The sequence below is a fragment of the Vibrio sp. 16 genome, from assembly GCF_963681195.1.
Lineage (GTDB): Bacteria > Pseudomonadota > Gammaproteobacteria > Enterobacterales > Vibrionaceae > Vibrio > Vibrio sinaloensis_D.
Map to the genome: position 1 here is coordinate 31,698 of NZ_OY808997.1, position 20,926 is coordinate 52,623.

Annotated in this window: 15 protein-coding genes, 4 tRNA genes, 3 rRNA genes and 1 other annotated feature; of the genes, 16 read left to right on the forward strand and 6 right to left on the reverse strand. The window is 46.3% G+C overall.

Annotated elements, in window-relative coordinates; genetic code table 11:
- Positions 1-43: 43 nt before the first annotated feature.
- The 4 genes from pheA to bamD form a co-directional block, all read right to left on the reverse strand.
- On the reverse strand, positions 44-1,222 hold the full coding sequence (pheA, locus tag U9J37_RS00145; RefSeq protein ID WP_005475850.1) for a prephenate dehydratase: 1,179 nt from the start codon (positions 1,220-1,222) through the stop codon (positions 44-46).
- Positions 1,223-1,237: 15 nt separating this feature from the next.
- Positions 1,238-1,358: a sequence feature (Phe leader region), on the reverse strand.
- A 116-nt stretch (positions 1,359-1,474) separates the two neighbouring features.
- On the reverse strand, positions 1,475-1,810 hold the full coding sequence (hpf, locus tag U9J37_RS00150) for a ribosome hibernation-promoting factor, HPF/YfiA family (protein WP_005475897.1): 336 nt from the start codon (positions 1,808-1,810) through the stop codon (positions 1,475-1,477).
- Between the two features lie 351 nt (positions 1,811-2,161).
- Positions 2,162-3,592, reverse strand: coding sequence for an MltF family protein (locus U9J37_RS00155; RefSeq protein ID WP_005475889.1), 1,431 nt, complete (start codon positions 3,590-3,592; stop codon positions 2,162-2,164).
- Positions 3,593-3,707: 115 nt separating this feature from the next.
- The gene (gene bamD, locus U9J37_RS00160; RefSeq protein ID WP_038137442.1) at positions 3,708-4,433 is read right to left on the reverse strand and encodes an outer membrane protein assembly factor BamD; all 726 of its coding nucleotides are present in this window, start codon (positions 4,431-4,433) and stop codon (positions 3,708-3,710) included.
- Between the two features lie 171 nt (positions 4,434-4,604).
- Here bamD and rluD point away from each other — a divergent pair, with 171 nt between their 5' ends.
- From rluD to U9J37_RS00210, 10 genes are all read left to right on the forward strand, one after another.
- The gene (rluD, locus tag U9J37_RS00165; protein WP_005477020.1) at positions 4,605-5,585 is read left to right on the forward strand and encodes a 23S rRNA pseudouridine(1911/1915/1917) synthase RluD; all 981 of its coding nucleotides are present in this window, start codon (positions 4,605-4,607) and stop codon (positions 5,583-5,585) included.
- 2 nt (positions 5,586-5,587) lie between these two features.
- Positions 5,588-6,316, forward strand: coding sequence for a peptidoglycan editing factor PgeF (gene pgeF / locus U9J37_RS00170; protein ID WP_322413849.1), 729 nt, complete (start codon positions 5,588-5,590; stop codon positions 6,314-6,316).
- 120 nt (positions 6,317-6,436) lie between these two features.
- Entirely contained in the window at positions 6,437-9,010 is a 2,574-nt protein-coding gene (clpB, locus tag U9J37_RS00175; RefSeq protein WP_322413850.1) for an ATP-dependent chaperone ClpB, read from the forward strand.
- 466 nt (positions 9,011-9,476) lie between these two features.
- Positions 9,477-11,028 (forward strand): 16S ribosomal RNA (locus U9J37_RS00180).
- A gap of 65 nt (positions 11,029-11,093) precedes the next feature.
- Positions 11,094-11,170 (forward strand) — tRNA-Ile (locus U9J37_RS00185).
- A 38-nt stretch (positions 11,171-11,208) separates the two neighbouring features.
- Positions 11,209-11,284: transfer RNA gene (locus U9J37_RS00190), tRNA-Ala, on the forward strand.
- Positions 11,285-11,571: 287 nt separating this feature from the next.
- Positions 11,572-14,460, forward strand: a 23S ribosomal RNA gene (locus tag U9J37_RS00195).
- Between the two features lie 90 nt (positions 14,461-14,550).
- Positions 14,551-14,666 (forward strand): 5S ribosomal RNA (rrf, locus tag U9J37_RS00200).
- The 16S, 23S and 5S rRNA genes sit together here with 4 tRNA genes alongside, the layout of an rRNA operon.
- 73 nt (positions 14,667-14,739) lie before the next feature.
- Positions 14,740-14,816: transfer RNA gene (locus U9J37_RS00205), tRNA-Asp, on the forward strand.
- Between the two features lie 34 nt (positions 14,817-14,850).
- Positions 14,851-14,927, forward strand: a tRNA-Trp gene (locus tag U9J37_RS00210).
- 188 nt (positions 14,928-15,115) lie between these two features.
- Here U9J37_RS00210 and U9J37_RS00215 read toward each other — a convergent pair.
- Positions 15,116-15,781 (reverse strand): substrate-binding periplasmic protein, encoded by a 666-nt coding sequence (locus U9J37_RS00215; protein WP_005476774.1) that lies wholly within the window; start codon positions 15,779-15,781, stop codon positions 15,116-15,118.
- A gap of 153 nt (positions 15,782-15,934) precedes the next feature.
- The gene (suhB, locus tag U9J37_RS00220) at positions 15,935-16,738 is read right to left on the reverse strand and encodes an inositol-1-monophosphatase (protein ID WP_038139846.1); all 804 of its coding nucleotides are present in this window, start codon (positions 16,736-16,738) and stop codon (positions 15,935-15,937) included.
- A 177-nt stretch (positions 16,739-16,915) separates the two neighbouring features.
- Here suhB and trmJ point away from each other — a divergent pair, with 177 nt between their 5' ends.
- From trmJ to hscB, 6 genes are all read left to right on the forward strand, one after another.
- Positions 16,916-17,641, forward strand: a complete 726-nt coding sequence (gene trmJ, locus U9J37_RS00225; protein WP_005476775.1) for a tRNA (cytosine(32)/uridine(32)-2'-O)-methyltransferase TrmJ — start codon at positions 16,916-16,918, stop codon at positions 17,639-17,641.
- Positions 17,642-17,760: 119 nt separating this feature from the next.
- Positions 17,761-18,267 (forward strand): Fe-S cluster assembly transcriptional regulator IscR, encoded by a 507-nt coding sequence (gene iscR / locus U9J37_RS00230; protein WP_072016635.1) that lies wholly within the window; start codon positions 17,761-17,763, stop codon positions 18,265-18,267.
- A gap of 29 nt (positions 18,268-18,296) precedes the next feature.
- Positions 18,297-19,511, forward strand: coding sequence for an IscS subfamily cysteine desulfurase (locus U9J37_RS00235; protein ID WP_005476772.1), 1,215 nt, complete (start codon positions 18,297-18,299; stop codon positions 19,509-19,511).
- Positions 19,512-19,559: 48 nt separating this feature from the next.
- A complete protein-coding gene (gene iscU, locus U9J37_RS00240) occupies positions 19,560-19,943 on the forward strand; it encodes a Fe-S cluster assembly scaffold IscU (protein ID WP_005476795.1) in 384 nt (127 codons plus the stop codon).
- 68 nt (positions 19,944-20,011) lie between these two features.
- Positions 20,012-20,335: an iron-sulfur cluster assembly protein IscA gene (gene iscA / locus U9J37_RS00245; RefSeq protein WP_005476800.1), complete on the forward strand. Its 324-nt coding sequence runs from the start codon at positions 20,012-20,014 to the stop codon at positions 20,333-20,335.
- A gap of 56 nt (positions 20,336-20,391) precedes the next feature.
- The gene (hscB, locus tag U9J37_RS00250; RefSeq protein WP_005476788.1) at positions 20,392-20,907 is read left to right on the forward strand and encodes a co-chaperone HscB; all 516 of its coding nucleotides are present in this window, start codon (positions 20,392-20,394) and stop codon (positions 20,905-20,907) included.
- Positions 20,908-20,926: the final 19 nt, after the last annotated feature.

Consider the following 20,926-nt stretch of genomic DNA (forward strand, 5'->3'; position numbering starts at 1 on the left):
GTGTCAGCTTAGATATGAAATAATTTGAGCTAGGTAGAGATATTTACTGCAACTTAACTTGTGTCGGTTTCACATTTTCCGATGGGTAACAACCCAGAACTTTCAGGTGTTTTGTGATCTTAGTCAGTTCGTTGAAGGCGCTCTGCATTTCATTGGAGTCTAGATGTGAAGCGAGATCAACATAAAACATCTCTTCCCAAGGATTGCCCATGATTGGGCGGGACTCGAGTTTGGTCATGTTGATGCCGTAGCGCTGCAGCACCAGTAAAGTCTCGACTAAGGAGCCTGCTTCTTGTGATGTTGACATAATTAGTGTCGTCTTGGCTGGAATTTGTGCCGAGACTTCCACAGGCTTGCGAGCGACAACAATGAATCGGGTATGATTTTCAGTTTGATTGGCGATATTACTTTGAATCGGTTGAAGACCATAGAGCTTGCCACTTGAGGCATTACCAATCGCGGCAACGTCGCTACGGTTCATCTCTTGCACTTTCTGCATTGCATCTGCTGTACTGGCACAAGACTCTAATTGCACACCTTTTAGTTTGCCCAGAAATTCACTGCATTGCTGGTGGGGCTGCGGGTGAGAGTAAAGTGTTTTGAGTTCTTCCAAACGAATATCTGATGTGGCCACCAAGCAATGTTCAATGGGAAGCGTCAACTCGCCAACAATGTAGAGTGTGGTGTGTTGAAGTAGGTCATAGACTTCATTAATTGAACCCGAGCTGGTGTTCTCAATAGGTAGCACACCGTAGTCCGCATGACCTGACTCTACGGTATTGGCGACTTCTTTAAAGTGCTCGCAATTGAGCTCAATGAGTTCCGTATTTTTCCGGCTGAAATACTCACGACTTGCAAGGTGTGAGTATGAGCCTTTGGCGCCAAGAAAAGCGACTCGAGCAAGAGGTTTTCGGCTAAGTTCAGGGTTAGCAAGATTTTGTAGATACGACTGTTGCAGTAGTACGGAGTCTTCAATGATGGTGTGGAAAAGTTTCGTGATATATTGAGCATCTAACTCATATTTGTCTTTGCCTGCATTAATGAGTTTGACAAGAAGCTGTTGCTCTCGGCCAGCATCGCGCACGGGCTTAGATGTTTGAACTTTACTCTTCGCGACTTCAATACTCATTTTTCTACGCTCAGATAGTAGATGCAGTAATTGATCGTCAAGCTCATTTAGTCTTAATCGGATCTCTTCGAGCGAGTATTTTTGTTCAGTCATCCTGTATTCCTTAAAAATAAAAAAGCCTCCCAGTGGGAGGCTTCCTGTTCGTTTTTGACTTATCTTCCGCAAACGAGGCTGCCTCCAAATTTAGTGGAGAAAAAAGAAGTCAAAAAAGAACAGGTTGTTTGTTTGCATAAATCACTACTTATCGTGGGAACCGTAAACACAATAAGCAACCACCAGTGGAGCGTCAAGCAAAAAAATAGCGCCTTTCGGCGCTATTTTTTGAATCCTCTTAGTGCAGTAAACCTATTCCGCTTCTAGCTCAGTTTCTTCTAGCTCTGGCTTCTCAGTGCGGCGAGCTTCTGGTTTGTGGCGTAGTTTGTTTAGCTGACGTTCTAGTTTCTGTTCTACCTCATTAACGGCAGCGTATAAATCTTCGTGTGTTGCAGATGCAACCAGTTGGCCTTTTGGTACCGTGATGACAGCTTCAAACTTCATCTGTTTGTTCGGCTCCTCACTGAAGCTTGTTTGGCAACCAATAATGTCTACTTGCCATTTTTCCAACTTTTTAAATTTGCTCTCAATATGAGTGCGGATTGCAGAGGTGATGTCGATATTTTTACCAGTGATGTTTACTTTCATAGATGTTTTCCTCTGTGTCATCCCTCATGGGTTGAGTTCAGATTACCGCTCATGGATAAAAATAATGTGACAGAGATCATTATTTGATTGCTGTTTTTCAACACCCAAAACAAACGTGATCCATCTCAAAGAGTGTATCGATGTCACTACGAAAAAGCTTGTGTAAGAATGAAATCTCATTAGATTGGGAGAGGTAAGGCACTAAAAATCATTCGTTTTTTAGCGCATTCTTTCGATTCAAAAAAAGCCTTGGTTAAACTTTAACCCAACCAAAAGTGTGAATGTTCTTCCACTTTTTCTCACGTTCTATCCCAATGCCTTCTTAGTGGCTCCCTGAACTCTTGTATTCGGCTATCGCCAAAAATCTATTTTGATGGCGTTTGACGCAGATTGACTCTCGCGTAGCGTTTTTAATGCTTCTAATTGCTTATAAATAACGAAGTAGCGGTTGATGTTAGCAACGTAGTGCACGGGCTCTCTACCAATGTGCCGTCTGGCCATGATTTCGACATTCTTAAACCACTTGTTTGGATCGTAGCCTTGCTGGGAAGCTAGTCGGCGAACGCGTCTAATGTTAGCAGGACCGGCGTTATATGCGGCGAGTGCAAAGTAAACTTGGTTGTCTGGGCTGATTTTGTCATCGCTAAAGTATCGGTCTTTTAGGAAGCGCATATATTTCACGCCAGCGTGGATATTATTGTCGACTTTGTAAATGTCGGGAATATTCACGTTAGGGTCTTTTGCCGTGCTAGGAAGGACTTGCATAACGCCCACTGCGCCTTTGTGTGACACTTTACTTTGGTCTAACCCCGACTCTTGGAATCCCTGGGCTGAAATCATCATGGGATCAAAATCATATTGGTCGGAGTAGAGAGAAAAAATTCCCGACAGTGCTTCTAATCGGTTGATATGGTTTGGGTTAAGGATTTTTCTCAGCCACTGAGTATTGTCTAGATACTTGCTGTAAATAACGTTGCCGAGCAAGGTACCTGATCGGGAAGTCTTCAAATATTGATTTACAAAGGTTTGCAGCTGTGGACTGTTCTTTCTCATAGCCCAAGCAATTTCTCCATTTATTCTTAGGGGAACTGAGTCATGTACCTGAATATTGTCCATGACTTTGAGCCAAAGCTCTGTTTTGTGGCTGTCTAAGATAGTTGCGCTGATATGGCCTTGATTGACGAGTTCGACCAACTCAAGATCCTGCAGTGTTTCTTCGACAAACCGAACAATCACGGGAGGGAGGCCGAGGCTATCTAGCTGGTGGTTTAGTTGCTGAAGGCTTTCGAAGTAGCTGGAACTTGCGCGAACCCAAACCTCTTTACCGCTAAGTTGTTCGATGTTTTCTATCGAAGCAACGGATTGGTCAGTGACAAGCCGTTCTTTGACCCCCTTTAATACGGGTAAGCTGAAATCGATAGAGTTAAGACGTGCGGGCGTTATCGTTAGGTTGGCCACAATCAGATCGCCGTATCCTTGCACTAATGAAGGAATCAGCTCATCACGATGAACGGGAATGATTTGTAGATTGAAATAGGAAGAGCGTTGTTTGAGTTGTTTTTCGAAATGGTAGAGGAGTTCCGCGAGGATGCCTTTCGGTCTGCCATCTTCGATGTAGTAAAAACCTAGATCGGCAGCGACCAGAACACGAATGACGCCTTTTTTCTCTAGAGCTGGCAAGTCTCCCAAGTAAGGCTCTTTTTGCAAAGGAGAGAGAGAAAGAGCAAAACAGCGGGATATAGAGAGTGACAAAATAATAAGACTTAATACAACTTTGAACATTCATTAACCTCTTAACTTCATTGGTTAAAAATAGGTCCAAGGATTGATTTGAGCCAAGAAAGTGCATAAAAAAACCGCTCCAAATGTGAAGCGGTTCTGATTAATTAATCACCAATTAAATTGGGTTGAGCTTTATCAACTCTTCCGTACGTTTGATCGCATCTTCTAAACCAAGCTGCTTGTAGGCTTCCAGCTGTATCTTCAGTGACTTGCGAGCCGCTACCGTATCTGGATAAGTTTTTTGTAGTTCTTGCGTACGGTTGATTGCCGCAATCCAAGCCTCTCGGCGAAGATAAAAATCTGCGGTAGCCAAATCGTATTCAGCTAGACGGTTCTTTAGCGCGAGCATTCGTTTTTGCGAATCTTCTGCGTATAGGCTAGTCGGGTAGCGTTCAAGTAGGCGCTTGAAATCAGCAAACGCTTTTTTCACCGGTTCAGGGTCGCGGTCGCTACGATCAACATTGAACAAATCGTGCATAAAGTTACGATCTTGTGCCATGTGTGTCAGCCCGCGCATATACAAAACCCAGTCGAGCTTTTCATGGGTTGGGTTTAGGCGGGTAAAGCGTTCAATGGTTGCCAGCCCTAAAGCTAAGTCGTCATTTTTGTAGTAGGCGTAAATCAAATCCAGCTGAACTTGCTCTGAGTACGCGCCAAATGGGTAACGAGAGTCCAAGGCTTCAAGCTGACTGATGGCCGAAAGCCAGTTACCACTTTGAAGCGAAACCTGGGCTTCTGAATACAGCTCAGATGGTGGCACGTCTGGCACGATCTCTTCGCTGCTTGAGCAGCCAACCAGTACAGATAGTGCCAACAAGCCAGATAAAGTATGCTTTTTCATATCAGGATTCGATTCCTTGAGATAAATATTTCTGCTCTTCCGTTACTTTCTGGGCAGTAACGGATACAATGTCCAATTATACCCGATCAACTCGAGTGAATGAGTTGTGGTGAGTAGTCTATTTTTCCACAGTAGTGACAATTAGTCTCACAGTTTTTAAAAAAGTTCGATATGGCTCAGCAGATTGAATTAACCAATACAGTAAAAGATAGCCAACTGGGTCAACGCCTGGATCAAGCTATCGCCGAATTATTCGCCGATTTTTCGCGCTCTCGACTAAAAGAATGGTTGTTGGCGGGGAAAGTCCAAGTCAACGGTGAAGTTGTAACCAAACCTCGCACCAAAGTGATGGGCGGGGAGGAAATCATTCTGCAAGCGGAACTTGAAGATGAAGAGCGCTGGGAAGCGCAAGATATTCCTCTTGATATCGTCTATGAAGATGACGATATTTTGGTGATTAACAAACCGCGTGGTTTTGTTGTTCACCCAGGAGCGGGCACGCCAGATGGTACCGTCCTTAATGCGTTGTTGCATCATTACCCAAACATAGCCGAAGTGCCTCGCGCAGGTATCGTCCATCGTTTAGATAAAGATACTACCGGCTTAATGGTTGTAGCGAAAACCGTCCCTGCGCAAACTCGTCTAGTACGTGCTTTGCAGAAAAAACGCAATTTTGTCCGTGAGTATGAAGCCATCGCGATTGGCCGCATGACAGCGGGTGGTCGAATTGAACAGCCGATCGGTCGTCATTCGACTAAACGTACTTTGATGGCGGTTAGCCCAATGGGTAAACCAGCGGTGACGCATTACCGTGTTGCGGAGCACTTTCGCGAACATACGCGCATCCGCCTTCGCTTGGAAACGGGTCGTACTCACCAAATTCGTGTTCACATGTCCTATCTACAGCATCCTCTATTAGGGGATAGTGCGTATGGTGGCCGAGCGCGTATTCCTAGTGGCGCAACTGAAGAACTGGCGGAAAAAATCCGCAGCTTTGACCGTCAAGCGCTGCACGCGGTGATGCTTAAATTTGAACACCCTATTACCGGTGAAGAAGTCGAATTCCATGCCCCTGTTCCTGATGATATGGTCGAAATGGCGGAAGCGCTGCGTCAAGATACTCAAGAACACGGTTTACAAGACGAGTTCTAGCTATGGAAATGATTATCCCCAACTGGCCTGCGCCCAAAAATATCAAAGCGTTTGCTTCAACTCGAACTGGAGGCTGCTCACAGGCACCTTATAACGGCTTGAACCTCGGGGCTCACGTTGGGGATGATGATAAAACAGTTCAGCAAAATAGAGCATTGCTGGCAGAGTTTGCCAAAATGCCATCGGTGCCTGTTTGGCTTAACCAGACACACTCGACAGTGGTCACTAAAGCGAACCAACCCACAGATGAAGTGTTAAATGCTGATGGCCTGTTTACCCAAAACTCAGGCATTGTCTGTTCTGCGATGACCGCGGATTGCTTGCCGGTTTTATTGACCAATACAGATGGCACTCAAGTCGCGGCGGTTCATGCTGGTTGGCGTGGTTTGGCTAACGGCATTGTCGAAAATGCGCTGCTTCATTTTGAAGGAGAAGTCATGGCTTGGATTGGGCCAGCCATAGGCAAAAGTGCATTTGAAGTTGGCGAAGATGTGTTGAATACGTTTTGCTCTTTTGATCCTCAAGCTAAACTCGCTTTTCAAGACAAAGGTAGCTCAGGTAAATATCTGGCTGATATGAACCTTCTTGTTACACAGAGGCTTAACAAATCAGGCGTTACGCAAGTCTATTACAGTGACCTGTGTACCTATCAAAACCCAGAGCAGTTTTACTCATATCGCCGTGATGGTGTGACCGGACGCCAAGCCACGTTTATTTGGATTGAATCCTAGTTCATTTCCACATCAGATAAGGTGATTTTATCTTATCTCCTCCCTTGAAAATCTGACATCGCGTAGCCATCTTTCATACTGATTATAGAATTATTCTCAGTTGAGGTTAGGAAGGTAGATATGCGTCTTGACAGATTCACAAGTAAATTTCAAATCGCGATATCTGACGCTCAATCGTTGGCGTTGGGCCGCGATCATCAATACATAGAGCCAGTTCATTTAATGGTGGCACTGATGGATCAGGATGGTAGTCCGATTCGTCCGTTGTTAACGATGCTCAATGTAGACATCACGCAGCTACGCTCAAAGCTTAGCGAGATCTTAGATCGATTGCCTAAAGTCAGTGGCATTGGGGGAGACGTTCAACTCTCTAGTGCAATGGGGACCATGTTTAACTTATGTGACAAGGTTGCCCAAAAGCGTCAAGACGCCTACATCTCTTCTGAAATTTTCCTACTTGCGGCAATTGAAGATCGCGGTCCGTTAGGTGCATTGCTAAAAGAGCAAGGTCTAACGGAAGATAAAATAAGCGAAGCGATTGATAAAGTGCGGGGAGGTCAAAAGGTTAATGACCAAAACGCAGAAGAGCTACGTCAAGCGTTAGAGAAGTTTACGATTGACCTGACTGAACGGGCTGAACAAGGCAAACTGGATCCGGTGATTGGTCGTGATGATGAAATTCGCAGAACTATCCAAGTACTGCAGCGTCGCACCAAAAACAATCCAGTGATCATTGGTGAGCCTGGGGTTGGTAAAACGGCCATTGTAGAGGGTTTAGCGCAGCGTATCGTGAACAATGAAGTGCCAGAAGGGCTTCGCGGACGTCGAGTGCTCTCATTAGATATGGGCGCGCTGGTGGCTGGTGCTAAGTACCGTGGTGAGTTTGAGGAGCGCTTAAAATCGGTCTTGAACGAACTCTCTAAAGAAGAGGGCAATATTATCCTCTTTATTGATGAGATTCATACCATGGTCGGCGCGGGTAAAGGCGAAGGCTCTATGGATGCCGGTAATATGTTGAAGCCCGCTTTGGCGCGCGGAGAACTGCATTGCGTTGGTGCAACAACTTTGGATGAATACCGCCAGTACATAGAGAAAGATCCGGCGTTAGAGCGTCGCTTTCAAAAAGTGATTGTCGATGAGCCAACCGTTGAAGATACGGTTGCGATCTTACGTGGTCTAAAGGAGCGTTACGAACTGCATCATCATGTTGAAATAACCGATCCGGCCATCGTAGCTGCGGCAAGTTTGTCACATCGCTATGTGTCAGATAGACAGTTACCTGATAAAGCCATCGACCTGATCGATGAGGCCGCATCGAGTATTCGTATGCAAATTGACTCCAAGCCTGAAGCGCTAGACAAGCTTGAACGGAAAATCATCCAACTTAAGATTGAGCAACAAGCGTTAACGAATGAGCATGACGACGCGAGTGAAAAACGCCTCAACATACTCAATGAAGAACTTGCAGAGAAAGAACGCGAGTTCGCGGAGTTAGATGAGGTCTGGAATGCAGAGAAAGCTGCGTTGTCAGGGACTCAGCATATCAAGTCTGAGTTAGAACAAGCTCGCTTAGATATGGAGTTCGCTCGCCGTGCTGGTGATCTCAATCGAATGTCTGAACTTCAATATGGGCGTATTCCCGAACTGGAAAAGCAACTCGATCTGGCAACACAGGCTGAGATGCAAGAAATGACCTTGCTCCGTAACAAGGTAACAGACAACGAGATTGCTGAAGTACTATCAAAGCAAACGGGTATTCCTGTTTCAAAAATGCTCGAAGCGGAAAAAGAGAAACTGCTTCAGATGGAGGAAGTTCTCCACAAGCGTGTTATTGGTCAAACGGAAGCCGTAGAAGTGGTTTCCGATGCCATCCGCCGTAGTCGAGCGGGCTTGTCGGATCCCAATAAGCCAATTGGTTCGTTCCTATTCCTAGGGCCAACTGGCGTGGGTAAAACAGAGCTTTGCAAAACACTGGCTCACTTTATGTTTGACAGTGAAGATGCGATGGTTCGTATCGACATGTCTGAGTTTATGGAAAAGCATTCCGTCGCGAGACTCGTTGGTGCGCCTCCGGGCTATGTGGGTTATGAGGAAGGTGGTTACCTCACAGAGGCTGTTCGCCGGAAACCTTATTCGGTGATATTGCTTGATGAAGTAGAGAAGGCACATCCAGATGTTTTCAATATTTTACTGCAGGTGCTTGATGATGGTCGACTAACCGATGGTCAAGGGCGAACTGTTGATTTTCGAAATACGGTTGTGATCATGACATCAAATCTCGGGTCTGCACGTATCCAAGAAAACTTTGGAGCGCTTGATTATGAGGGAATGAAAGAACAAGTGATGGAGGTGGTAAGCAAGCACTTCAGACCTGAGTTCTTAAACCGCGTCGATGAAAGTGTTGTCTTCCACCCATTGGCTCAAGAGCATATTAAATCGATAGCGTCCATTCAGTTGAAACGTTTGTCGGATAGGATGGAAGACAAAGGTTACGTACTTGAAGTCTCGGATAAGGCTCTTGATCTGATTGCGCAAGTTGGGTTTGATCCTGTGTTTGGAGCACGACCTTTGAAACGTGCAATTCAACAGAGTGTAGAAAACCCACTTGCTAAAGCGATATTAGCGGGCAGAGTTATCCCTGAGAAACCGGTAAAACTCTTGGTTAACAATGACCAGATCATCGCGCATCAGTAGTTATGTTTTATTTAAAGGGCCTTTTAAGGCCCTTTTTGTTTGAGTTTTGCGCGCTTTGTGTGAAATGTATGCGAACGATTCAATGGTTGGTGTTTTTTTGCATTTAGGGCTTGTGCTTGTCAGATAACTCCCTATAATGCGCCTCCGTTGTCACGGGAAACCTGATTAACAAACGGCTTGAAAGTGAAGTTAGTAACTTTCAGAGAAGTAACGAAAAAAGTGTTTGACACTTAAAGTTATATCGATAGAATGGCCGTCCGCTTTGATAGAAAGCTCAAAGCAAAGCTCTTTAACAATATAAACCTATCAATCTGTGTGGGCACTCGTTGATGATAATCCAATTAGAAGCTTCGGTTTCAAATTAGGTTTCAATGAAACGAAGTGACCATTGAATCGAAAGATTCAGCACAGTCAATTCAAACATTACTTATGTAATGTTCAGTATTCATTGAGCCGACAAAATCTTAAATTGAAGAGTTTGATCATGGCTCAGATTGAACGCTGGCGGCAGGCCTAACACATGCAAGTCGAGCGGAAACGAGTTGTCTGAACCTTCGGGGAACGATAACGGCGTCGAGCGGCGGACGGGTGAGTAATGCCTGGGAAATTGCCCTGATGTGGGGGATAACCATTGGAAACGATGGCTAATACCGCATAATAGCTTCGGCTCAAAGAGGGGGACCTTCGGGCCTCTCGCGTCAGGATATGCCCAGGTGGGATTAGCTAGTTGGTGAGGTAAGGGCTCACCAAGGCGACGATCCCTAGCTGGTCTGAGAGGATGATCAGCCACACTGGAACTGAGACACGGTCCAGACTCCTACGGGAGGCAGCAGTGGGGAATATTGCACAATGGGCGCAAGCCTGATGCAGCCATGCCGCGTGTATGAAGAAGGCCTTCGGGTTGTAAAGTACTTTCAGCAGTGAGGAAGGCGGGTGTGTTAATAGCACATCCGTTTGACGTTAGCTGCAGAAGAAGCACCGGCTAACTCCGTGCCAGCAGCCGCGGTAATACGGAGGGTGCGAGCGTTAATCGGAATTACTGGGCGTAAAGCGCATGCAGGTGGTTTGTTAAGTCAGATGTGAAAGCCCGGGGCTCAACCTCGGAATTGCATTTGAAACTGGCAGACTAGAGTACTGTAGAGGGGGGTAGAATTTCAGGTGTAGCGGTGAAATGCGTAGAGATCTGAAGGAATACCGGTGGCGAAGGCGGCCCCCTGGACAGATACTGACACTCAGATGCGAAAGCGTGGGGAGCAAACAGGATTAGATACCCTGGTAGTCCACGCCGTAAACGATGTCTACTTGGAGGTTGTGGCCTTGAGCCGTGGCTTTCGGAGCTAACGCGTTAAGTAGACCGCCTGGGGAGTACGGTCGCAAGATTAAAACTCAAATGAATTGACGGGGGCCCGCACAAGCGGTGGAGCATGTGGTTTAATTCGATGCAACGCGAAGAACCTTACCTACTCTTGACATCCTCAGAAGCTTGTAGAGATACGAGTGTGCCTTCGGGAACTGAGAGACAGGTGCTGCATGGCTGTCGTCAGCTCGTGTTGTGAAATGTTGGGTTAAGTCCCGCAACGAGCGCAACCCTTATCCTTGTTTGCCAGCACTTCGGGTGGGAACTCCAGGGAGACTGCCGGTGATAAACCGGAGGAAGGTGGGGACGACGTCAAGTCATCATGGCCCTTACGAGTAGGGCTACACACGTGCTACAATGGCGCATACAGAGGGCAGCCAACTTGCGAGAGTGAGCGAATCCCAAAAAGTGCGTCGTAGTCCGGATTGGAGTCTGCAACTCGACTCCATGAAGTCGGAATCGCTAGTAATCGTGGATCAGAATGCCACGGTGAATACGTTCCCGGGCCTTGTACACACCGCCCGTCACACCATGGGAGTGGGCTGCAAAAGAAGTGGGTAGTTTAACCTTCGGGGGGACGCTCACCACTTTGTGGTTCATGACTGGGGTGAAGTCGTAACAAGGTAGCGCTAGGGGAACCTGGCGCTGGATCACCTCCTTATACGATGATTATTGCGATGAGTGTTCACACAGATTGATGGTTTATTACGTTTTAGAGACGATACTGGGTCTGTAGCTCAGGTGGTTAGAGCGTTCGCCTGATAAGCGAGAGGTCGGTGGTTCAAGTCCACTCAGACCCACCAATTTCCTTGAAATTGGCATACAGTATCGACACCTTGATGGGGCTATAGCTCAGCTGGGAGAGCGCCTGCCTTGCACGCAGGAGGTCTGCGGTTCGATCCCGCATAGCTCCACCATCTTTAAGTGTTCTTCTTTCTTTTAATAGAAGGCAGAGTCTTTAAAAATGGTTTCGAAAGAAATCTAGCTCTTTAACAATTTGGAAAGCTGACAAATCAACAAATTATTGTTGATTGTAAAGTTCTCAATGTTTGTCGTTAAGACAAACACCAATACAACACATTCAAGTGTTCTTGGAATTTGAGTCCGGCAAAATCGTGTCTGCACATGTATAAAAATTGCAGACAACTTTGGTTGTTTAACAACATCCTCAAGATTCGCTTCGCGAAACTCTTTGGGGTTGTATGGTTAAGTGACTAAGCGTACACGGTGGATGCCTTGGCAGTCAGAGGCGATGAAGGACGTATTAACTTGCGATAAGCCCAGATTAGGTAGTAAAAACCATTTGAGTCTGGGATTTCCGAATGGGGAAACCCACTTGCATAAGCAAGTATCGTTATGTGAATACATAGCATAACGAGGCGAACCGGGGGAACTGAAACATCTAAGTACCCCGAGGAAAAGAAATCAACCGAGATTCCGAAAGTAGCGGCGAGCGAAATTGGACTAGCCCTTAAGCTTTACACGCGTTAGACGAACGGTCTGGAAAGTCCGACGATACAGGGTGATAGTCCCGTAGTTGACGATGTGTGTTCAGTGAAATCGAGTAGGGCGGGACACGTGATATCCTGTCTGAATATGGGGGGACCATCCTCCAAGGCTAAATACTACTGACTGACCGATAGTGAACCAGTACCGTGAGGGAAAGGCGAAAAGAACCCCTGTGAGGGGAGTGAAATAGAACCTGAAACCGTGTACGTACAAGCAGTAGGAGCAGGCTTGTCCTGTGACTGCGTACCTTTTGTATAATGGGTCAGCGACTTATATTCAGTAGCAAGGTTAACCATCTAGGGGAGCCGTAGAGAAATCGAGTCTTAACTGGGCGTCGAGTTGCTGGATATAGACCCGAAACCAGGTGATCTAGCCATGGGCAGGTTGAAGGTTGAGTAACATCAACTGGAGGACCGAACCGACTAATGTTGAAAAATTAGCGGATGACTTGTGGCTAGGGGTGAAAGGCCAATCAAACCTGGAGATAGCTGGTTCTCCCCGAAATCTATTTAGGTAGAGCCTCGGATGAATACTACTGGGGGTAGAGCACTGTTAAGGCTAGGGGGTCATCCCGACTTACCAACCCTTTGCAAACTCCGAATACCAGTAAGTACTATCCGGGAGACACACGGCGGGTGCTAACGTCCGTCGTGGAGAGGGAAACAACCCAGACCGCCAGCTAAGGTCCCAAATTATAGCTAAGTGGGAAACGATGTGGGAAGGCTTAGACAGCTAGGATGTTGGCTTAGAAGCAGCCATCATTTAAAGAAAGCGTAATAGCTCACTAGTCGAGTCGGCCTGCGCGGAAGATGTAACGGGGCTAAGCTATAAACCGAAGCTGCGGCAATGACTTTTAGTCATTGGGTAGGGGAGCGTTCTGTAAGCCGTTGAAGGTGTGTTGTAAAGCATGCTGGAGGTATCAGAAGTGCGAATGCTGACATGAGTAACGATAAAGGGGGTGAAAAACCTCCTCGCCGGAAGACCAAGGGTTCCTGTCCAACGTTAATCGGGGCAGGGTAAGTCGACCCCTAAGGCGAGGCCGAAAGGCGTAGTCGATGGGAAACGGGTTAATATTCCCGTACTTCTTACAATTGCGATGGGGGGACGGAGAAGGCTAGGTGGGCCTGGCGACGGTTGTCCAGGTTCAAGTGCGTAGGCTTGAGAGTTAGGTAAATCCGGCTCTCTTTAAGGCTGAGACACGACGTCGAGCATCTACGGGTGTGAAGTCATTGATGCCATGCTTCCAGGAAAAGCCTCTAAGCTTCAGATTGTAAGGAATCGTACCCCAAACCGACACAGGTGGTCGGGTAGAGAATACCAAGGCGCTTGAGAGAACTCGGGTGAAGGAACTAGGCAAAATGGTACCGTAACTTCGGGAGAAGGTACGCTCTTGACGGTGAAGTCCCTCGCGGATGGAGCTGATGAGAGTCGCAGATACCAGGTGGCTGCAACTGTTTATTAAAAACACAGCACTGTGCAAAATCGTAAGATGACGTATACGGTGTGACGCCTGCCCGGTGCCGGAAGGTTAATTGATGGGGTTAGTACTTGTACGAAGCTCTTGATCGAAGCCCCGGTAAACGGCGGCCGTAACTATAACGGTCCTAAGGTAGCGAAATTCCTTGTCGGGTAAGTTCCGACCTGCACGAATGGCGTAATGATGGCCACGCTGTCTCCACCCGAGACTCAGTGAAATTGAAATCGCTGTGAAGATGCAGTGTACCCGCGGCTAGACGGAAAGACCCCGTGAACCTTTACTACAGCTTGGCACTGAACATTGACCCTACATGTGTAGGATAGGTGGGAGGCTTTGAAACCGGTACGCCAGTATCGGTGGAGCCGTCCTTGAAATACCACCCTTGTAGTGTTGATGTTCTAACGTTGACCCCTTATCGGGGTTGCGGACAGTGCCTGGTGGGTAGTTTGACTGGGGCGGTCTCCTCCCAAAGAGTAACGGAGGAGCACGAAGGTGGGCTAATCACGGTTGGACATCGTGAGGTTAGTGCAATGGCATAAGCCCGCTTGACTGCGAGAATGACAATTCGAGCAGGTGCGAAAGCAGGTCATAGTGATCCGGTGGTTCTGAATGGAAGGGCCATCGCTCAACGGATAAAAGGTACTCCGGGGATAACAGGCTGATACCGCCCAAGAGTTCATATCGACGGCGGTGTTTGGCACCTCGATGTCGGCTCATCACATCCTGGGGCTGAAGTCGGTCCCAAGGGTATGGCTGTTCGCCATTTAAAGTGGTACGCGAGCTGGGTTTAGAACGTCGTGAGACAGTTCGGTCCCTATCTGCCGTGGGCGTTGGAAGATTGAAGGGGGCTGCTCCTAGTACGAGAGGACCGGAGTGGACGAACCTCTGGTGTTCGGGTTGTGTCGCCAGACGCATTGCCCGGTAGCTAAGTTCGGAATCGATAACCGCTGAAAGCATCTAAGCGGGAAGCGAGCCCTGAGATGAGTCTTCCCTGACTCCTTGAGAGTCCTAAAGGGTTGTTCGAGACTAGAACGTTGATAGGCAGGGTGTGTAAGTGCTGTGAGGTATTGAGCTAACCTGTACTAATTGCCCGTGAGGCTTAACCATACAACACCCAAAGGGTTTTGATGGACTCAAATAAGAATACTTTGATTGTGTTATAGAGAACACAAACAGCTTTCCAGATTAAAGAATTTGCTTGGCGACCATAGCGATTTGGACCCACCTGATTCCATGCCGAACTCAGAAGTGAAACGAATTAGCGCCGATGGTAGTGTGGGGCTTCCCCATGTGAGAGTAGGACATCGCCAGGCTTCCAATTTATTTTCACTTTTTAAAAGTGAAGACAAAAGATGGACACTTGCTTGATAGTGAGTATGCCACTGCGGAGTGGTAGTTCAGTTGGTTAGAATACCGGCCTGTCACGCCGGGGGTCGCGGGTTCGAGTCCCGTCCACTCCGCCACTTATTTGAGAGTCGTCTCAATAAACACGAAGATAGGGGTGTAGCTCCAATTGGCAGAGCAGCGGATTCCAAATCCGCGTGTTGGGAGTTCGAATCTCTCCACCCCTGCCATATCTAAGGCTCTAGTCGAAAGACTAGAGCCTTTTTACTTTTTGGTATTGAAGTATTCAATTGGCAGAGCAGCGTATTCCCCGTCTTGCCAAAAGAACAAGGCTTACTTGCTGAATCCTAATTGTCTATAGGCAAGTGACGTGGCTTTTATTACTGAGCTGCAACCATTAATGCATCTGCCCCTAACTCTATTTCTCGAGCGGCTTTTCGCTTCTTAGATAATCATTCCACTTCTGATTGAACTTCTCAGGTAGAGCAGAGTCTTTAAACTTCTCTTTAGAAAAAAGTAAATACATATCTTGTTCGAACAGTGGTTTGTTATGATAGGTTAACTCTTCAGCCGCCTCTTTTGGGAGTACTTGATCAATTCTCATCTGCCCAGTTTCAATCGTAGCAGGATAGGCATCTATTCGCCCTTTGAACAGCAATTGAAATACATAGCTATCAGTGTTTCCAGTGAATGGCTTTAGTCCCATCTCAATGAGCACATCCCGCGCTGTGTAATCGACCACAGCTCCCAACGTATATGAAGCAAGGTCTTCGTCGGTTTGCCAATCAAATCCATTATCCTTGCGATGAAAGAACACGACTTTTTGTGTCATTAATTTATCTGAAAGTATGAAATGATCTCGTCGATCTTTATTTTCGAACCAAGGGAATGTTGCATCAAACTTCCCAGATCTAACCCCTTTCAATGCTCTTGCCCATGAGGTGTATTCATAGACAACTTGGTAGCCTAGCGACTCAAATACTTTGGTCACTGGATCTTGCAGCAACCTATGCTCAGCGTTGGAGCTGGACGTATGGGGAGGGTAGTCCTCAATTGCAATGACAATAGATTTCGCTTGCAGCATTGTTGGACACATTAGTAAGCAAGCGAAAGAAAGTTGGTAATTCATAAGGCGAACAATCCACTATGGAGGTGCAATATTGATTATAGATGCTTTAGACAATAAAAAAGCCCGCTCAAAGAGCGGGCTTCATAATCAGCTGTGACGGAGCTTGATTTATTTAAGTAGTGCTTCGTTACCGTGTTCACGGATATGCTTAAGCATGCCTTTAACACCGCGTGCGCTTGACGCTACAACATTACCTGACTTCATGTAGTCAGTGCCACCTGCGAAATCGGTGATGATAGCACCAGCCTCTCGAGCGATCAGTTCGCCCGCTGCGATGTCCCAAGGCTTAAGACCTAGCTCGAAGAAACCATCAACACGGCCTGCTGCAACATAACATAGGTCTAGAGCGGCAGAGCCAGTACGACGGAAGTCAGCACAGTCTACAAATAGCGCAGACATGATCTTGAAGTAAGATTCAGAGTGCTGTTTTTGCTTGTATGGGAAACCAGTCGCTAGAATAGTGCCTTGAAGGTCTTTTAGCTGTTTTACACGGATACGTGCGTTGTTTAGCTGAGCACCAGCACCGCGTTGAGCTGTGAATAGCTCATTGAGCATTGGGTCGTAAACACAAGCAACTTCTGTTTTACCTTTAAAGCGAACAGCGATAGAGACAGAAAAATGTGGTAAACCTTTTACAAAGTTTGAAGTGCCATCCAGTGGGTCGATGATCCATTGTACTTCTTTATCTTTACCTTCGATAACGCCATTTTCTTCTGCGACGATGCAGTGTTCTGGGTACGACGCTTTAATCGTATCGATAATGATAGCTTCTGCTTCTTTGTCTACGTTAGTAACAAAGTCGTTCGTGCCTTTCTGAGTTGATTCGATCTTCTCAGCATTTTCTAAAGATTTAGCAATATGATTGCCTGCTTTTCGTGCAGCACGAATAGCGATATTAAGCATTGGATGCATACTAATTTCCCAACGGATGTTAAAGAACAGAAAAACGGGCGGCAGTATACCAGATAAATGACCAAATGGAAGCGGTTAATTTTTGTCCTCTTGGTTTTTAATCAGAAAGGACCTGACCATTTTAGTCAGGTATATGCTATTATCTTGCCGCTTTATTAATAGCTTTAGGATTCATCGATGCTTCACAACGTAAAAGTTGTCCTTGTGGGGACTTCGCACTCTGGAAATATTGGCTCCGCCGCTCGTGCTATGAAAGTCATGGGTTTGAGTAATTTAGTGCTAGTTGATCCTCAATGCAGCGTCGATGAACAGGCCCTCGCTTTAGCTGCGGGGGCGAGTGATATCGCTGAGAATGCTAAGATAGTCTCGTCGTTAACTGAAGCTGTCTCTGACTGCGCCCTTGTTGTGGGATCGAGCGCTCGCTCTCGCACATTGGAGTGGCCAATGCTTGAACCGCGAGAATGTGGGGTTAAGTTTGTCGAAGAAGGACAAAGCGCCCCAGTGGCTTTGGTATTTGGTCGAGAGCGTACGGGGTTAACCAACGATGAATTGCAAACCTGCCATTACCACGTTTGTATCCCTGCAAACCCTGAATATAGCTCTCTCAATTTGGCGATGGCTGTTCAGACTCTGAGCTATGAAGTACGTATGGCCTTCCTTGAAAAAGAGCAAAGCCAGTACGCGACTACCGAATTGGTTGAATATCCAAGACACAAAGAGCTGGAAATGTTCTTTGAGCACCTTGAAAAAGTGGCTCAAAAGACCCAGTTTATCAGTGAAGACCAACCAGGTAAGGTGATGAATAAACTGCGTCGTTTGTTTAATCGCGCGAGACCAGAAGCTCAAGAGCTGAACATTTTACGTGGTGTTCTTACTGCGATAGAAAAGCGTATAAACGAGTGATTTTGTCCATATAAGCAAAGTGGTTAAATACCTGACTAAAATAGTCAATTAAATACTTGACCAAAATAGTCAGGTATGGAAGAATTCCTACCATATTAACGGTGTGGATATGGTGTTATATGAGACTTACATCTAAAGGAAGATACGCAGTGACAGCCATGTTAGATGTGGCTCTGCATTCGCAACAAAACCCTGTACCTCTGGCTGATATTTCAGAGCGTCAAGGGATCTCTCTATCTTACCTAGAGCAGCTTTTCTCTAAACTACGTAAAGCGGGTTTGGTTGCAAGTGTTCGTGGTCCTGGCGGTGGTTACCGACTTGGTGAAGACGCTCAGTCTATCTCTATTGGTACGGTCATTGCGGCGGTAGACGAATCTGTAGATGCGACTAAATGCAATGGGAAAGGAGACTGCCAAGGTGGCACTCGTTGCCTAACTCACACACTGTGGCGTGACTTGAGTTCACGTATTAGCGACTTCTTGAACAACATCACCTTAGGTGAGTTAATGCATGATAATGAAGTCCTAGAAATTTCTGACCGCCAAGACATTGATCTTGCCGTCAACCATGGGTTTGCTACAAAAAATACAAACACCGCACCCATCGGTGTAAATGTCCGCTCATAAGCGATTTGCCTGTTACATTGGAGTAGAAAATGAAACTGCCTATTTATCTTGATTATTCAGCGACTTGTCCTGTTGATCCTCGTGTGGCTGAAAAAATGGTTCAGTACATGACTATTGACGGCACGTTTGGCAACCCAGCTTCGCGTTCACATCGTTATGGCTGGCAGGCAGAAGAAGCGGTAGATACTGCACGCGAGCAAATTGCAGATTTATTGAATGCGGACCCACGTGAAATCGTATTTACATCGGGTGCGACTGAATCAGACAACCTAGCTATCAAAGGTGCTGCGCATTTCTACTCTAAGAAAGGCAAGCACGTCATCACTTGTAAGACTGAGCACAAAGCTGTTTTAGACCCATGTCGTCAGCTTGAGCGTGAAGGTTTCGAAGTGACTTACCTTGAACCAGAAGCAAACGGCATTATTGATCTTAAGAAGCTTGAAGCTGCAATGAGAGATGACACTGTGCTTGTTTCAATCATGCACGTGAACAACGAAATTGGTGTAATCCAAGATATCGCATCTATCGGTGAACTATGCCGTGAGCGTAAGATCGTTTTCCATGTCGACGCCGCTCAATCTGCAGGTAAATTACCTATCGATGTTCAAGAAATGAAAGTCGATTTGATCTCTCTTTCAGCTCATAAAATCTACGGCCCTAAAGGTATTGGCGCGCTTTACGTTCGTCGCAAACCACGTATTCGCCTAGAGGCACAAATGCACGGTGGCGGTCATGAGCGTGGCTTCCGTTCAGGTACGCTTCCAACTCACCAAATTGTGGGGATGGGTGAAGCATTCCGCGTGGCGAAAGAAGACATGCAAAAAGATTTCGACCACGCTTTGGCATTGCGTAACCGCCTACTTGACGGTGTTAAAGATCTTGAAGCGGTAAGCGTGAACGGTGACCTTGAACAACGTGTTCCTCATAACCTAAACGTGAGCTTTGCTTTTGTTGAAGGTGAATCACTTCTTATGTCTCTTAAAGACTTAGCGGTATCATCAGGTAGCGCATGTACATCAGCAAGCTTAGAGCCATCATACGTACTTCGAGCTCTTGGTCTAAACGATGAACTCGCACACAGCTCAGTTCGTTTCTCTTTTGGACGTTTCACTACAGAAGAAGAAATCGACTACGCAATTGAACAGATTCGTACAGCAGTGACTAAACTGCGCGACATGTCTCCTCTATGGGATATGTACAAGGAAGGAATTGACCTAGACACAGTTGAGTGGGCACACCACTAAAACGCAGGTTATTCCCAAAGATTAATAGAGGATTCGAGGTAAATTATCATGGCATATAGCGAAAAAGTAATCGATCACTACGAGAACCCACGTAACGTTGGTTCATTTGATAAAGAAGATCCAAATGTGGGTAGCGGCATGGTTGGTGCTCCTGCGTGTGGTGATGTTATGAAACTGCAAATCAAAGTAACGCCAGAAGGCATTATTGAGGATGCAAAGTTCAAAACTTACGGTTGTGGTAGCGCGATCGCGTCAAGCTCACTTGTCACTGAATGGGTTAAAGGTAAGAGCATTGATGAAGCTGCAGCAATCAAAAACGCAGAAATTGCTGAAGAACTTGAGCTACCACCGGTAAAAGTTCACTGTTCTATTCTTGCGGAAGATGCAATTAAAGCAGCGGTTGCTGATTACAAGAAAAAACACCAAGAATAAGTATTCTGTATATAATGGGAGGTCAATCCTCCCGTTTCATTCGCTACATAGACAAACTAAGGTGCAGTATGGCCATCACAATGACAGAAACCGCGGCAAGTCGCGTTAAGACATTCCTAGATAACCGAGGCAAAGGTATCGGTTTACGTTTGGGTGTAAAAACGACCGGCTGTTCTGGTATGGCGTATGTACTTGAGTTTGTGGATGAGCTTAACGAAGAAGACTCAGTATTCGAACATGATGGTGTTAAGGTCATTATCGATCAAAAAAGCCTCGTGTATTTGGACGGTACAGAGTTGGATTACGTTAAAGAAGGCCTGAATGAAGGGTTTGAGTTCAACAACCCTAATGCCAAAAGCGAATGTGGTTGTGGTGAAAGCTTCAACGTTTAATTGACAGCGCCTGTGGGTGAATCGCCCACAGATGATTACCAAGGACCGAATTCTAAATGAATTACTTTGAATTATTTGGGCTACCAAGTCAGTTTAAGCTGGATGGTAGCCTTCTTTCTTCACAGTTCCGTGAACTTCAAAAGCAGTTTCATCCTGATAACTTTGCAACCGCCTCTGAGCGTGATCGCCTGATGGCTGTCCAGAAAGCAGCGGAAATCAACGATGCTTATCAAGTATTAAAAAGCCCAATATCTCGAGCTGAGTACCTACTGGCGGAAAATGGTGTAGAGATACGCGGAGAACAGCAAACGATGCAAGATCCGATGTTCCTGATGGAGCAGATGGAGTTGCGAGAAGAGCTAGAAGATATTGCAAGTCACTCGGATTCGGAAGAGGCACTGTTCAATTTTGACGCCAAAGTGAGCAAGATGTTTAAGCAGCATTTATCCCTCGTCGAGCAAGAGTTGAATGATGCGTTATGGCTCAAAGCTGCGGAACGTGTACGTAAGCTTAAATTTATTGCCAAATTAAAGAACGAAATCGAACTAGTGGAAGATAAACTCCTCGGCTAGTTAGCAACAAGGACCAATC